14 protein-coding genes and 1 pseudogene are annotated in these 13,777 nt (G+C 36.9%); all 15 read left to right on the forward strand.

Annotated elements, in window-relative coordinates; translation table 11 throughout:
- The coding region (locus Q0502_RS18675) for a DMT family transporter (protein ID WP_298654055.1) at positions 1–612 on the forward strand (612 nt) is incomplete at its 5' end.
- Positions 613–963: 351 nt separating this feature from the next.
- On the forward strand, positions 964–2,661 hold the full coding sequence (locus Q0502_RS18680; protein ID WP_298654057.1) for a hypothetical protein: 1,698 nt from the start codon (positions 964–966) through the stop codon (positions 2,659–2,661).
- A 73-nt stretch (positions 2,662–2,734) separates the two neighbouring features.
- Complete coding sequence (locus Q0502_RS18685) at positions 2,735–3,043, forward strand: hypothetical protein (RefSeq protein ID WP_298654059.1); 309 nt, start codon at positions 2,735–2,737, stop codon at positions 3,041–3,043.
- A 6-nt stretch (positions 3,044–3,049) separates the two neighbouring features.
- Entirely contained in the window at positions 3,050–3,412 is a 363-nt protein-coding gene (locus Q0502_RS18690) for a hypothetical protein (RefSeq protein ID WP_298654060.1), read from the forward strand.
- A 109-nt stretch (positions 3,413–3,521) separates the two neighbouring features.
- The gene (locus Q0502_RS18695) at positions 3,522–4,160 is read left to right on the forward strand and encodes an AAA family ATPase (RefSeq protein ID WP_298654061.1); all 639 of its coding nucleotides are present in this window, start codon (positions 3,522–3,524) and stop codon (positions 4,158–4,160) included.
- 587 nt (positions 4,161–4,747) lie between these two features.
- Positions 4,748–5,197, forward strand: coding sequence for a DUF1573 domain-containing protein (locus tag Q0502_RS18700; RefSeq protein WP_298654062.1), 450 nt, complete (start codon positions 4,748–4,750; stop codon positions 5,195–5,197).
- A gap of 12 nt (positions 5,198–5,209) precedes the next feature.
- On the forward strand, positions 5,210–5,914 hold the full coding sequence (locus Q0502_RS18705) for a bacteriocin fulvocin C-related protein (RefSeq protein ID WP_298654063.1): 705 nt from the start codon (positions 5,210–5,212) through the stop codon (positions 5,912–5,914).
- 37 nt (positions 5,915–5,951) lie between these two features.
- Complete coding sequence (locus Q0502_RS18710) at positions 5,952–6,374, forward strand: hypothetical protein (RefSeq protein ID WP_298654064.1); 423 nt, start codon at positions 5,952–5,954, stop codon at positions 6,372–6,374.
- Positions 6,375–6,434: 60 nt separating this feature from the next.
- The gene (locus Q0502_RS18715; protein WP_298654065.1) at positions 6,435–8,195 is read left to right on the forward strand and encodes an O-antigen ligase family protein; all 1,761 of its coding nucleotides are present in this window, start codon (positions 6,435–6,437) and stop codon (positions 8,193–8,195) included.
- 50 nt (positions 8,196–8,245) lie between these two features.
- Positions 8,246–9,301, forward strand: a complete 1,056-nt coding sequence (locus tag Q0502_RS18720; protein ID WP_298654066.1) for a DUF1573 domain-containing protein — start codon at positions 8,246–8,248, stop codon at positions 9,299–9,301.
- Positions 9,302–9,547: 246 nt separating this feature from the next.
- A complete protein-coding gene (locus Q0502_RS18725; RefSeq protein ID WP_298654068.1) occupies positions 9,548–10,105 on the forward strand; it encodes a hypothetical protein in 558 nt (185 codons plus the stop codon).
- Between the two features lie 14 nt (positions 10,106–10,119).
- Positions 10,120–10,677, forward strand: coding sequence for a hypothetical protein (locus tag Q0502_RS18730; RefSeq protein WP_298654070.1), 558 nt, complete (start codon positions 10,120–10,122; stop codon positions 10,675–10,677).
- Between the two features lie 304 nt (positions 10,678–10,981).
- Positions 10,982–11,152: pseudogene (locus tag Q0502_RS19095) on the forward strand (hypothetical protein); the annotation flags it as partial.
- A 45-nt stretch (positions 11,153–11,197) separates the two neighbouring features.
- Positions 11,198–11,884 (forward strand): hypothetical protein, encoded by a 687-nt coding sequence (locus tag Q0502_RS18735; RefSeq protein WP_298654071.1) that lies wholly within the window; start codon positions 11,198–11,200, stop codon positions 11,882–11,884.
- Positions 11,885–11,977: 93 nt separating this feature from the next.
- A partial coding sequence (locus Q0502_RS18740; protein ID WP_298654073.1) for a hypothetical protein occupies positions 11,978–13,777 on the forward strand: 1,800 nt, incomplete at its 3' end.

Raw genomic sequence — 13,777 nt, forward strand, 5'->3', positions numbered from 1 at the left:
TCGTATACCGTTATCGGTTCCCGTACCTCTCAACTGGTGATGAGCCTCGCCCCCATGATCACGGCAGTGATCGGATGGTTCTTTCTGCACGAGGTCCTTTCGGTGAAAAGCATCCTGGGTATCGTGGTGAGCGTTTCGGGGATCATGATCGCCGTCGCGGGAAAGGGATTGAAACTGAACGTGCCGTTACACGGTTTTCTTTACGCGCTGGGAGGGGCGGCAGGGCAGGCTATGGGACTGATACTCAGCAAAAAGGGGATGGGCGGTTATGACGCCGTGGCAGCCACGCAGATCCGCGCTATTTTCGGGCTTTTGTCTTTCATCCTCCTGATCACTTTCCTGAATCGGTGGAGGCGTGTTTTCCGGGCTGTAAAGGATGGGTCATCGATGAAATCCATCACCGTAGGAGCCATTTTCGGACCTTTTATCGGCGTGACCCTGTCACTCTATGCCGTGCAGCATACCGAAACAGGCATTGCTTCCACGCTGATGGCGCTGGTGCCCATATTCATCATCGTGCCGACTGCCCTTATGTTTAGAGAGAAGATCACCGTCCGTCAGGTGATTGGAGCGGTGATCAGTATCGCGGGAGCGAGCATCTTCTTTTTATAAGGAAAACTCAGCTAATGCCGTCATCGGCAACCGGAGCGAAAAACACAGAGACTGTGAGAAAATAGATGAAGGCCGCCATTTGATCCTCATTCCGAATTCTGACGAAAAGTAGATATAGATATAGTGTAAAGTTGAAATCTAACTTCCCATGTTGTTATTTTTGTATATTGTAAATTTGTTAATTCAGTGATAAGTAAAAAATAAGTTGCTAACTTCGTCTTTGGATATTATGAATTATCTTATTTTTTGATGAAAAAAGTTACCATGTTATCTTTTACATGTTACTAAAAGGGATAATAGTCGGTATTGTAAAAACTATGTTTCTCTATATTATAAATCATGTTTAAACTGATGTTTAATTATCTTGCCGGCGCAATACTCATTATAGTCGTGATGACCGGATGTAACTCCCGGCAGTCCGGGTTTTCAGCCTTGCTGGAAGATGCAGAACGGCTTATGGAGAGCCGTCCCGACAGTGCCCTGATATTGATTGATTTCCTTTTTTATCCTGAAGAAAGACTTAGCCGTGAGCAATGTATGCGTTACATAGTTACACGTGCACAGGCACGCCATGAAAATCATCGTGCACTTACATCAGACACGCTCATTTTTGAAGCAGCGCGTTATTTTTTCCGCAATGACAAAAGTCCTTGCCAGAGTGCATTGGCGCATCTATATAGTGGTTGTACCTGTTTTGAATGGAAGTATTATGAACGCGCAATGCTTTATTTCCAAAAGGCTGAAGAGTATGCCCTGAAAACCGATATTACAGCACTGAATGGGTTGGTTCAATATAATATGGGTTTACTGCATGCCTCACAGGGTTCTTATTCCGAAGCAATTGATAATTATAAGGCGGCAGCCCGGTTTTATGATGATCTTTCTGAAAAACAAGCATATTGTTACATTGTTATCGGGAAAATGTACATGTTACGCCAACTCTCCGATAGTGTATCCCTGTATTTTCAAAAAGGGTTAGAAGTTGCCGGAGCAATGGGAGACCAGAACCTTGAATGTATGCTGGCACAAGATATAAGCGAGGCATACAGCGAAAACAAGCAGTACGACAAAGCAGAAGCTTTTCTGAGGAAATCGTTTTTATTGAATACGGACAGTACGAAATTAGCCTTCTACTACCTGAATTTTGTTACATTGTACGGTTTGTTGCAAGAAAATGATTCGGTACAAAAATATACCCGAAAATTAAAGGAGAATTTGGATTTCTCCAACGATAACCATGTTATCGTGAGTGCATATAGTCATCTTGCGGATTTTAGTAAATCTTTAGGAAATTTTGAAGAGGCGCTCTTTTACCGTGAAGAGCTTGAAGAAACATTCATGCGTGATAGGGAAGAGGTAGAAAAACAATTGGTATATGAAATACAAAAGAAAAACGATTATACACGATTCCAAAACATGTATAATACCCGGTTTGTCCGTTTTCAACAATGGCTTCTGATGTTGATAACGGTATTGTTCTTTGTGGCTGTTGCATTTTTATTTGTATTAGGCGGAATGTTGAGGGAAAAAAATACCAAACTAAAAATGATGAGGAATATGGATATATTGCGAAAAACCACAAATGACTTATTGGAATCCGATGTTGATAATCGTCAAAAAGTTATCACAATGCAGGAAATGTTGCAGTGGAAATTTACCGCTATGAAAGAGACAATACAATTGAAATACCATATGCCTGAAAAGGTACGGGAAGAGAATCAACCTATACTCGATAAATTCGATAAGATTGTGTTTGATCGGAATACTGAAGCGCCATTATCCGAATTCCTATCTGTAGTAGAGAGCCTTTATCCCGGGTTACAGTGCTTTATCCGGGAGCGGTATCCCCACCTTTCGAAAAAAGAATATAGTGTATGCCTCTTGTGTTTTGCCGGTCTGAGTGTGGGGGAGATCAGCTTTTTACTTAATGACAATGAAAACTCCGTTTATAAAGCCCGGTCGGGAATAAACCGGAAAATCGGACATAATTTTTGCTCTGTCCTCAGAGAAGAATTCGAACAGAATAACGATAAATCGAATGTGCGTTAAGTTCAGATGGGAATGTATACACATCATTCCGCTTACGTTATGGCATTGCATCACCTGTAATAAATTATCAGAAATGAAGAGTTTTAAGCTTACAATAAATGAGGAAGAGATAATTGCAGCATCAGATAGGATCGTAAGTGTTTTTATAGGTGCTGGAAATCTCCCTCAAGATAACTATATTCACATTGGGGGGATGGATTCAGACTCGTACAATCTAACCTGGCTTGACAGACGCCTTGAAATTGGAGACCGGATAAAGGTCGAAGTTTATGAGACAAACAGAATTTCTTCCTTGAAAGAGAGAACTCCTTCCGACAGAAATGAATTGAAAGTAAAATATTATAACCTCAAAAAAGAGCTTGAAGAAAAAGGACTAATATAGAAATTTATGATAGGATTACTCATTAAGTACAATGGAAAGGTATACAAAGTTGGAAATTCTGATAAGGGAGTTTTTATCAGTTCTTTTATAGTTATGCACAGAAATGAATTTATTCTTGAAGGAGGAGTGGTTGCCTCATTTCAGACAATAAGGGACGGAATTGAGTTTGAGGTCGAGATTTCAGACATAAACGAAACGGACATTTCATTGCCAATTTCAGAAGAAAATAATTGTGTTGAAATTGATCCGGAATACTTAAGGATGCTATCTGATAGAAAATCGGAATGGGAGTGGAATGAAAAAAGGAGGACGTTTTATGAAATAAGAAGTATCTTAATTAAAGAAGGTATATTGTCAAGTGACGAATAGTATTAACAGATAAGGCATGGTTTACATCAGTTACGTACGAAACATAAAACCTGTTGAAGAAAGGAATGCTTACCCTTATAATATTCCATCAATACTGAATTTAGAAAAAATGGAGTTTAGGAAGAGTGTGACTTTTATCACAGGTGAAAACGGGTCGGGTAAGTCTACATTGGTTGAGGCAATAGCCATCAATGCCGGATTTAATCCTGAGGGTGGAAGTCGCAATTTTAATTTTCGGACGCAAGATTCACACTCAAATCTATTTAATCAGTTAAAACTGGGTTGGTCTCTGCGTAATAGGGATGGTTTCTTTCTTCGAGCAGAAAGCTATTACAATTTTGCTTCGAATATGGATGCATTAGACGCTGAACCCGGTGGTACCCCGATAAAGCAATATTACGGGGGAAAATCACTTCATGAACAATCACATGGGGAAAGTTTCTTGGCTTTACTCGTGCATAGGTTATATGGGAATGGACTTTACATATTCGATGAACCTGAAGCCGCATTGTCGGTAAGCAGCCAGTTCAAGATGTTGATCAGGATGAAAGAATTGGTGTACAAAAATTCACAGTTCATCATCGCCACGCACTCCCCGTTTTTAATGGCTTATCCGGATGCTGATATATACGTAGTTTCGGATACCGGTATCGAACTGATTGATTATGAAAGTACAGAGCAATACAGGTTGATGAAATACTTCGTCAATAATTATCAGAAATTTCTCTCGGAGTTAGGCCTTTACTAATCACTTTATTGAACTATTAGTCAATCGTAGTTTAAATGAATTACTTGAATTTTGCTAAATTACAAAAATGATTTCAGACGATTCAGAAATGTGTACAATCCCCGTTTTATCAGTTCCAGACGCATAAGGTGTCATTATCTGGGGATGATTAATAAATCGGACGAAATCGCTTATTTTATCGATCTTTACAAATTAAAGACAGCGAGTTAAGAACTTGCGAAACTTGAATGAATTACAATAAATTCGATGAACAATAAACTCAGAGGGTAGTGTACCCCCTCCCCATCATGACATATTACGACCTCAAATAAACTGTTTGGATTGTTAATTTTTTGCCATGGCACATCTTTTTTGTTTCTTTTTTTCTGATAACCAGGATGTTGTTTTTTATAGGGTTGTTAATTTTTTGCTTTGACTCATATCCTGTTGTAAGGATAAACCTTAATGAATACCTTTGTCTTTTATGATATTATTTCCTTTTCGGATTTTGGTGAGAGAAGAAGGAAAATATACCTAATCATCTGAAATAAACTTCCTCTGAAAAAGAATGAAACAGTAATAACCAAACATGATTTAATTGAACGTAGATGAAAAACAGGATTATAGGCAAATTTTTGATATTCTTTATGATATCGTGCTTTATTATATGTTGTAAAGATAAACCAGGATTATCCTTTCGTGAAAAAACAAAAAAAGAAGAAACCGTAATCCCAGATAAAATTCAACCACAGATTGCGTTTTCTAAAACATCGCATTCTTTCGGTAAAATACATAAAACGAAATCTGACACTATTGTGGTTGATTTTGTTTTTACTAATATTGGAGAAAATCCGTTGATAATTAAGAAAGTAGACGTTTCATGCAGCTGCTTGTCTGCTAATTATTCAAAATATCCGATAAAAAAAGATTCTATAGGTTTTATAAGGGTGGCGGTAAATCCTACATTATTAAACGGGTCTTTCAATAAAAGCGTTTTTGTTACTTCTAATTCAATGAATGAGGTGGACTTGTTAAAGGTAAAAGGGACGGTTTATTAAAATCACTATATTATGAGAAAGTTTATTTATGGCCTATTGATATTTATCCTGGCGGGATATTTAATATCATGCGACAGTGAATATTATAGTTGCGATCCTCTGGCTGATGATTGGGTAAAAGAGAATTTAACAGAAGTTCAAATTATGACCCGAGGTGCCTGGTTAAAATTGAATGAAAGGGAGTCAGTTAAAAAAGCCGCTTATGTGGCATTTTATCCTGAAATAAAGAAAAAGTTCTGGACGGATAAAATTATGGAAGTGATGAGTGATTTTAGTTGGAATGAAAAAGAAAAGGATCATTTAAGTTTACTTCTTGACTACGTTAAGAAAACTGATACTTTTAACAGAAAAGAGGTTTCTGAAGATTTTGAATTATTTGTTTACAAATGGAATGAATACGCTATCAATGAATTAAAATGGACAAGAAAACTGATTTATGCAATAACTGCAAACGGAGACAGATTACTTAATAAAAGTGGAGATACCGCAGGCATATCTGACGAAGAGTTTGATAATAAAATACGTATGAAAACTAATTCGGAAGATAGCGGATATTCAAACTGTAGCTGTAGTCAAAGGAGTGACTGGTGCGATATTTCTGGTGGAACACCTCCCTGGGTTTTGTCATGTAGCGGATATAATTGTAAGCAAGTAAGTGGTTGTGGTGCATTTTGGCAGTATCCATGTGACGGAATTTGCAAGGCGCCCATTGCCTGAAATAGTGTCTTAATTTGGTTATACTGAGATCAAAAAAATGAAAAAAAATATTTTAATACTTTTGGTATACTTAGCACTCGCCATTGTGATATCTCCTATAAGGGCATTGGGAAATATTGGGGTAAAGTTGGCTTCGCTAATCGGTTTTGTGCTGTTTTATCTATTGACAACAGTCCTGATTAAGAGATATACTGGTAAAATATCAGCACCCGCCATATTATTTATGGGGTTGCTTGGTATATCGTTGGTCAATCTTCCTTTTCATATGATTCATTTCAGTGAGACCTTGGGAACACTTTTAGAATATATCATTCATTTGTCTGCTGTAATTGCGGGATATTACTACGTGATGATAAAAAATTTAAATTATAAAATTGTTTACAATGTGGTGTGGATAGTTATAGTTCTTATAGCATCATTTTATGTTAATGATTTAATCTTTAAAACAATATTTAATTAAAGATATGAGTATAATATTCGATCCAATGGCACTGAATTTCAGGGAAATAAAAAGAATTAAATGAAATCAACTGTAAAACATATCCCGTTTCTTTACCTGTTTACCCTTTTAGCCGGTACTCTTTTCTTTATCCCCGCTATTTTCGTAAACAGGTTTATTACCGCACCGGCATTGTGGGTGCAAGCCGGGATAAGCATCGGGATAGCAGGATATGTTTTGTTGACAAAAGAACGGATTCCTCTTCCTCCCAAGACCTTTATCTTTTTAATGATGATATGGACGATCTACCATTTATGGCAAAGCCGAGGAAATGTTGAAAACAGGATAACAATTATAACGCTTACCTCTGCATTCTTTTTGTCCTATGCGATTTGGTCGCGTTTGAAAGATAAGAAGTTGCTGTTTCTTTTTTTCTCGTTTTTAGCGTTAGCGCTTTCTTTGTGGGGATTAGGGCAATTTGCACGGCTATTCCCATCATACAACGGCTCTTTTGCCGTAACCGGCCCGTTCGACAATCCTGCCGGCATATCGGCTTCACTGGCTCTCCTGTTACCTTTTCTGCTATACGGATGCCTGCAAAAAAAGTATCGCGAAATCGCAATAATTGTAGTATGCCTGATTGTAACTGTTATCATATTATCGCAAGCACGGGCGGCCGTTTTGGCAACCGTTGTCATTTTTCTTCTCTTTTTTATCCGGTTATTGAGAGAGCGGAATATAAAACCGCTCCCCGTCCATTATACCGCTATATCCGTAAGTTGCCTACTGTTGCTTGCCGGATTGTTTTTCATGAAAAAAGATTCGGCTGACGGGAGATTGTTGATCTGGCAGTGTTCGGCACAACTGATATCCCGTAAACCGGTATGCGGATATGGCGGCAATGGTTTCACTGCAAATTATATGAATGAGCAGGCTTCGTATTTTACCAAACATCCCGACAGTAAATACCTGATGCTTGCCGACAATGTTCGCCACCCGTTCAATGAGTTCCTGAAATGGATGGTCAATTATGGCCTGGCTGGGTTATTCCTTACATTAATACTGGTCATTATCCCATTATCGGTTTCATGGAAGAACAATTCTCCGGAACAGTTCTTTATCCGGTTAAGCCTCCTGTCTATAGGCATCTGCGCATTATTTTCCTATCCCTTCAATTATCCGTTTGTCCGCCTCATGACAGTAATGCTTCTCGCTTTCGCGTTAGCAGCCAATCCTCAAAGTATCACGATACCCAACGGTTATTTGTCAAAGGGGGTAGCCCTATTGTTTTCATTGGGACTTTTATCCGCAACCGCTTACCAGACTTTTTATGAACGCGCATGGCATAAGATAGCCCATAAGTCGTTAAGGGGTGAAACACGCCAGATGTTACCCCTGTATAAATCGCTTTATATGCACTTACGCTACAAAGACCTGTTCCTCTACAATTATGCTGCGGAGTTGAATGTAGTGGAACGTTACAAAGGAAGCCTGCAAATCGCGCGTGAATGTGACAGCCTTTGGGCCGATTATGACCTGCAGATGCTGATGGCGGATAACTGTCTGCAACTACAGCAATACAGCGATAGCGAAAAACATCTCAAAAAAGCAGCGGCAATGTGTCCTGTGAAATTTATGCCGTTATACCAGTTGACTGAACTTTATCTGGAAACCGGGCGAAAAGAAGAAGCACGGGTATTGGCTCAAAAGATATTGGACAAAAATGTAAAGGTTCCTTCCCCGGTCATAAACAGTATTAAAAGTAAAATGAGAAGCTTATTGAATGAACTTGATAGTTTGGATGATTCGCCACAACTTAACCACTCTGGATTGAAAATCTAGTGGTTAAGAGAAAATTCACCGATTTATTGCTATAATAAAAAATGATAGATATGTATTATTTGAATTTTATAAAAGTATTCTTTATTAGTGTAATATTTTTTGCCATCGCATCTTGCAATAATAAGAATGCAGAGATACATTACAATGAAGATATTGAAAATATTATTAGATTAGCGCATGATAGAAAAAAATCATTTTGTATTGTTTTGTTTAATGATAGCTCCTCAATAAGTTCTTCTTATTTGGAAAAGCTTGAAGAAGGGACATTAACAAGATTATCAGATTTAATCTTTAACATTATTAATGTTGCTTTGCCTGAAAATAAATGGTATACTCAATGGTTAGGCGTAGAAAATCATGTTGTCACATGTGTATTCTCGTCTTCTGGAATATTACTTGCTACAATAACAGGGGCATCGTCATACTCTTTCAACTGTATTAATAAATCTTTAGAAGATGATTTATCTTGTAATGAATTTGGTTATAGTCCATTATTTAACATTGCTGATAATATTAACAAAATGGATATTTTAAGCAAAATACTAAATTGTAAAATAGAGATAGATCAAGGTCAAGATATTGGGACAGAAATAGATAAAACTTTAGATGTGGTTCAATATCCTTATAATCTATACTTAAAATGCTTAAACTCCCAAAAGCATGGTAAGAAAGAAGAAGCTATATATAGAGCAAAACAACTACTGACATTTGATGATATTCCATATTTGAAAATATATTCAGACCTATATGATCAGGTTAAGCATATTATTGATCCTACTTATGATCCTGACAATGGAGCAATACTGTCAATAGATGAAAAGAATATATATTTTAATCATTGCATCATAAATCAATCAAAACACTTTAAAATAAAATTAACAAACGAAGGAAACTCCATGTTGAAAATTGAAAATATAGATATTGGTTGTAGCTGTGTAAAATTAAAAGATCCCAGTATGACATATTTTATAAACCCTGGAGATTCGATGATTATTAGTTTAGAATTCACTCCAGATAAAATAGGAGAATTAGAAAGAGAAATATTTTTCGTTTCTAATGCAAATAATAGATTAGAATCGATTAAAATAAAGGCATTAGTCGAATAAAAACTAAAAAAGAAGGAGGTCAAAATGTAAAGCGAAACTTTTTATTTTTCATAATCTGTTGAAATGATACATACAGAAATTGAGATTAGTTCTCTATCATTCTTTATAAATGTGAAGAATTAGTTTATATTATTTATTGATTCATATGTGCTTAAAATAAACATCTTACTATCTTGACTAATGTAAACTATTTGATATGATGTGCTTATAGATATAGTTTAATATATAATATAAAAATAAATCAATATGGGCCTTTTTGTGAAAAATAATTTAAAATCTTTTATTGTAGTATGTATATTCTTTGTTGGCATTTTTATACAATCATGTGATAATGAGGAAGTATACATAAATGAAGTGAGCGCAAATGAATATTCTTTAAATCTAAAATCTCCGAGTGGAGAAATGATTGCTTCGGATATTTCATCGCTAAAGTGTGAATTAGCCATACCAATCGCTGAAGGGTTTGAAGCCAATAAAGTTTTTACTATTACCGATATAAAGTATCTACCATTAGAAACAGGATTTTCTGCTATTATAAGTTATATAACTGAAGATGGGTATGAAGGTAATATAGTAAAAACAAATAATCCTTCGTTTGGCATTTCTAAAGATTTAGTTGTAAAAACTAGAAATACATCCACACGACTAAAGAGTGGTGACGAAAGTGGAGGTGGCGGAACTATCACTGTATCCTGTAAAAAACTAGGAAGCTGTGATTGTAAAGTTACTGCGATTTATAAAGACGGTATAACAACATATAGTTGTGGAGATTGTGATAGTTGCGAAATGACAGTCGAATTTTAATTAAAAAATATGTTATGAAAAATGTTTCTGGATATATTAATATAATAATTTTCTTTTTAGGATTTTATTCTCTATTTTGTTTCTATAGCTGTAGTAATGAAGAGATAGAAATAGGAGTTACAGAAAAAGAACATTATTTGAATCTTATCTCTCCAAGTGGTGAGAAAATAGCAGACAATATTGCTGATCTAAAAAATGAAACTGCACTAATTGTGGCTGAAGCTTATGGAATTGATAAGGCTTTTGAAATAACAAAATTAGATTATTTGCCAAGTGAAAAAGGTTATATTGTTTTTATTGAGTACAAAACGGAGGATGGTTTAAATGGATCTTATGTGATGTCGAAAAATGTAAAGATAAACTATTCACAAGATAATGTAATCTTGAAATCTTCAAATTGTAGGTTAAAATCAGGATCAGAGGATGGGGGTGGCGGATCAACTAAATTTGTGTGCAAACCACATGGTAATTGCTCTAGCTGTATTCTTCAAGGAAGTTATGATCCGAATACTGGAGAACATACTATAACATGTAGTTGTAGTGAATGTAAAATGGAAATTACTATTTCATAAATAAATAATAGTAGAGTTGCTATTTAGATTTTTTATAAATCTTTTGTAGATTATCTAAATAGCACTCTTTCGATATTTGTATTGGTCTTTCTATGTTTTTTGTTAGAAATTTGGATATATAAAGAGGAGTGTATTTATTTGTCAAACGACGAAAAAGTATTCATAACCAATATGATTATATCTGGAATATTGCAATTCAATCAGAACTCTCCCCGAGTATATACCCGGAAGAAGAAGACAGACCTAAACGCATAGAGAGAAGAAATCTTGTGGAAAGGTTTATGGATAAAGAGCAGCAGTATTAGCTTTTGCATTAAACAGAGAGGTGTCTTTTAACAACAGTTTTGCTGAGAGAGACGTCAGGTCGGTCAAAGTTAAACAGAAAGTATCAAGTTTCATATCAAATGTCAAAAAGAATAACATAAATGTCTCTGAACAGATACGACATTTTTATTCTTCAAGTGGAAACACTTAATAATTACGTTTTTTATTTTAGGAAATATAATCAAGCAACATAGTAATGAAATTAGAATTCATTTTTTTGCTCTTCATTTGTCCTGTTTTTCTGTTTTCGCAAGAAATGATAAAGAATGCAGATGGCAGTGTTTCTATTATAGCTGATACGATGATTTACCTTGATTCATCAGGGAATCATTTAGATAAAAATTTACATCAAGACTCTTTGAGTACGGGAAAATACGATGTATCATTGAAGAAGATACCCGGTGGGATAGAGATTCAATTAAAGAAAAGATATTCGGAGGAAAGATACCCGGAATTGCAGTTGGATAAAGAGTTTCCTCCGCTGGAACTAGTAGATATAAATCAAAATAAAATAAATATAGGAAAGAAAACAGGACTTACATTACTTACTTTTTGGGATATAACTTGTAAGCCATGTATTGAAGAACTAATTGTATTTAATATTTTAGCCAATGAATATCCGGAAGTGAATTTCATGGCATTAACTTCTACTCCTCTACAAGATGTAAATAATTTCTTTCAAGAAAGAGGTTTTGAATGGAAAAATTTAATTATTGTTCCTGATTGTCAGGAATATTTTGACATTCTCAAGATACATATTCTCCCTCTAAATGTCATTATAGATAACAATAGAATAATAAAAAGGGTATTTGTAGGAAAAAATATAAGGGAAGTTCTCTTATCTTTTGAAGATTTAAAAGAAAAAACAGCTAACATAATATGAATTTTAAAGAACAATTCAGGAGATTTATCGGATGAGTTGTATTATTGTCCGGTAAATCTTTTCAAATTATCCATATTTAATGAGGCGATAACAATGAAACATCTATACGGAATCCTTTTTTTCTGTTTCTTTCTTCTTTTTCCCGGCTGTTCCCATAAAAAAAACAGCCCGTTGGAAGAGGTGTTGATACTTGCCGGTTCAAATCGGAACGAATTGGAACAGGTGATTGCTCATTACAAGGCCAATCCTGCGGATAGCCTGAAACTAAAAGCAGCCGGATTTCTTATCCTGAACATGCCGGGGAAATATTCCGAATATTATGAGGCCCCCTGGGAAGATGTGGCGACCGTAAACCTGCGGTGGAGCAGTTCCTCGGACAAATCAAAAGTGTTGGATACCTATAAAATGGGCAATCCGGTCAGAAGGGACGATGTCAACCATATCACGGCAGATTACCTGATCTCCAATATCGATCTGGCCTTTCAGGTTTGGAACGATAAGCCGTGGGGGAAATATATTTCATTCGATACCTTTTGCGAGGAGATCCTTCCGTACAGGATCGGAACCGAGCCGCTCGAAAATTGGCGTGAAAAAGTCCTCGCAAGCTTTGCCGATATCAATCAATCGCTAAAGGAAGATTCAACAATTACGGCTGTAGAAGCCTGCCGCAAAGTAAATGACCTCTTACCACGCTTCCGTCTGGACAAGGACTTCTCAAACATGAGTTTCACCCAATTGATGGCAACAACCAGGGGGATGTGCGACAGCCAGGCGGCATTGGCCGCTTTTGTGATGAGGGGGTTAGGGATTCCCGTAACCATTGATTTTACCCCGCAGTGGAAAAGCCACCCTACCGGACATAGCTGGAACAGTGTCTGCGACAGTGCCGGTCAGCACATATCCTTTATGGGTACCGAGACCAATCCTTACGGCTCTCATCAGGGCAACACATTCCAGAAAGCAAAGGCTTACAGGAAAACCTTCAGGAACCACAGGGTTGTTGAGACGGATGAAATACATACCCCGCCATTGTTTCAGGACAATTTATATGATATTTCTTCGGAACATAATAACATGACAAGCGCTGCCATCCCGATAAAACACCACTCCGAAATCCGGACGGGGCGTGTCTTCCTTGCCCTGTTCTACGATTTTGAATGGCGTTTGACAGGGCATGGTGAAGTTGATTCCGACAGTATCCGTTTCCAGCATATCGGGAAAGATATCCTTTATCTCCCGATTTACTACACAAATGGGAATCAGACTCCGGCCGGTAATCCGTTCTACATTGACACCGATGGAAAGACACATGTTTTGACACCCGATTCCCCCGACAGCCTGATGTCATTCGGTTCAATAACTCCGGAAAACGATCTTTTACTCAGCGGGCGCATGATGAATGCGGTTTTTGAAAGTTCGCAAACACCTGATTTCTCCGAAACACGGATGATACATAAGATAACTAAAATACCCGGACTTTATAATAAGGTAAAATCTAAGCGTCCGGAAACTTGCCGTTATGTCCGGTACAAAGCGCCGGAAAATTCATATTGCAATGTTTCCGAGATCGTCCTGTATGATCTTTCGGGTAACAAACTCGAAGGTATGCATGTCGGATCTCGGGGATCACACAAAGATTTGGGGGATACCGGAGACAAAGCGTTTGACGGGGATATTACTACATTTTACGATGCTGCCGGCCCGGAAGAATCATGGACAGGCTTAGACTTCGGGGAAGATAGGAAAATAGCAGCCATCCATTATTCCCCACGGCTTGCAAATATCGGTATTTATGAAGGATACGGGTATGAGTTGTTTTGTTGGGCGGACAATGGCTGGAGATCAACAGGGAAAAAGACGGCAACCGGACAAACTATCGAATTCAACGCCCCG

Source organism: uncultured Proteiniphilum sp. (assembly GCF_937873925.1).
Taxonomy (GTDB): domain Bacteria; phylum Bacteroidota; class Bacteroidia; order Bacteroidales; family Dysgonomonadaceae; genus Proteiniphilum.

Bases quoted from the DNA above. Each gene is read 5' to 3' on its own strand.
- Q0502_RS18680 (WP_298654057.1), top strand. From the start codon at position 964: ATGTTTAATTATCTTGCCGGCGCAATACTCATTATAGTCGTGATGACC.
- Q0502_RS18685 (WP_298654059.1), top strand. From the start codon at position 2,735: ATGAAGAGTTTTAAGCTTACAATAAATGAGGAAGAGATAATTGCAGCA.
- Q0502_RS18690 (WP_298654060.1), top strand. From the start codon at position 3,050: ATGATAGGATTACTCATTAAGTACAATGGAAAGGTATACAAAGTTGGA.
- Q0502_RS18695 (WP_298654061.1), top strand. From the start codon at position 3,522: ATGGAGTTTAGGAAGAGTGTGACTTTTATCACAGGTGAAAACGGGTCG.
- Q0502_RS18700 (WP_298654062.1), top strand. From the start codon at position 4,748: ATGAAAAACAGGATTATAGGCAAATTTTTGATATTCTTTATGATATCG.
- Q0502_RS18705 (WP_298654063.1), top strand. From the start codon at position 5,210: ATGAGAAAGTTTATTTATGGCCTATTGATATTTATCCTGGCGGGATAT.
- Q0502_RS18710 (WP_298654064.1), top strand. From the start codon at position 5,952: ATGAAAAAAAATATTTTAATACTTTTGGTATACTTAGCACTCGCCATT.
- Q0502_RS18715 (WP_298654065.1), top strand. From the start codon at position 6,435: ATGAAATCAACTGTAAAACATATCCCGTTTCTTTACCTGTTTACCCTT.
- Q0502_RS18720 (WP_298654066.1), top strand. From the start codon at position 8,246: ATGTATTATTTGAATTTTATAAAAGTATTCTTTATTAGTGTAATATTT.
- Q0502_RS18725 (WP_298654068.1), top strand. From the start codon at position 9,548: ATGGGCCTTTTTGTGAAAAATAATTTAAAATCTTTTATTGTAGTATGT.
- Q0502_RS18730 (WP_298654070.1), top strand. From the start codon at position 10,120: ATGAAAAATGTTTCTGGATATATTAATATAATAATTTTCTTTTTAGGA.
- Q0502_RS18735 (WP_298654071.1), top strand. From the start codon at position 11,198: ATGAAATTAGAATTCATTTTTTTGCTCTTCATTTGTCCTGTTTTTCTG.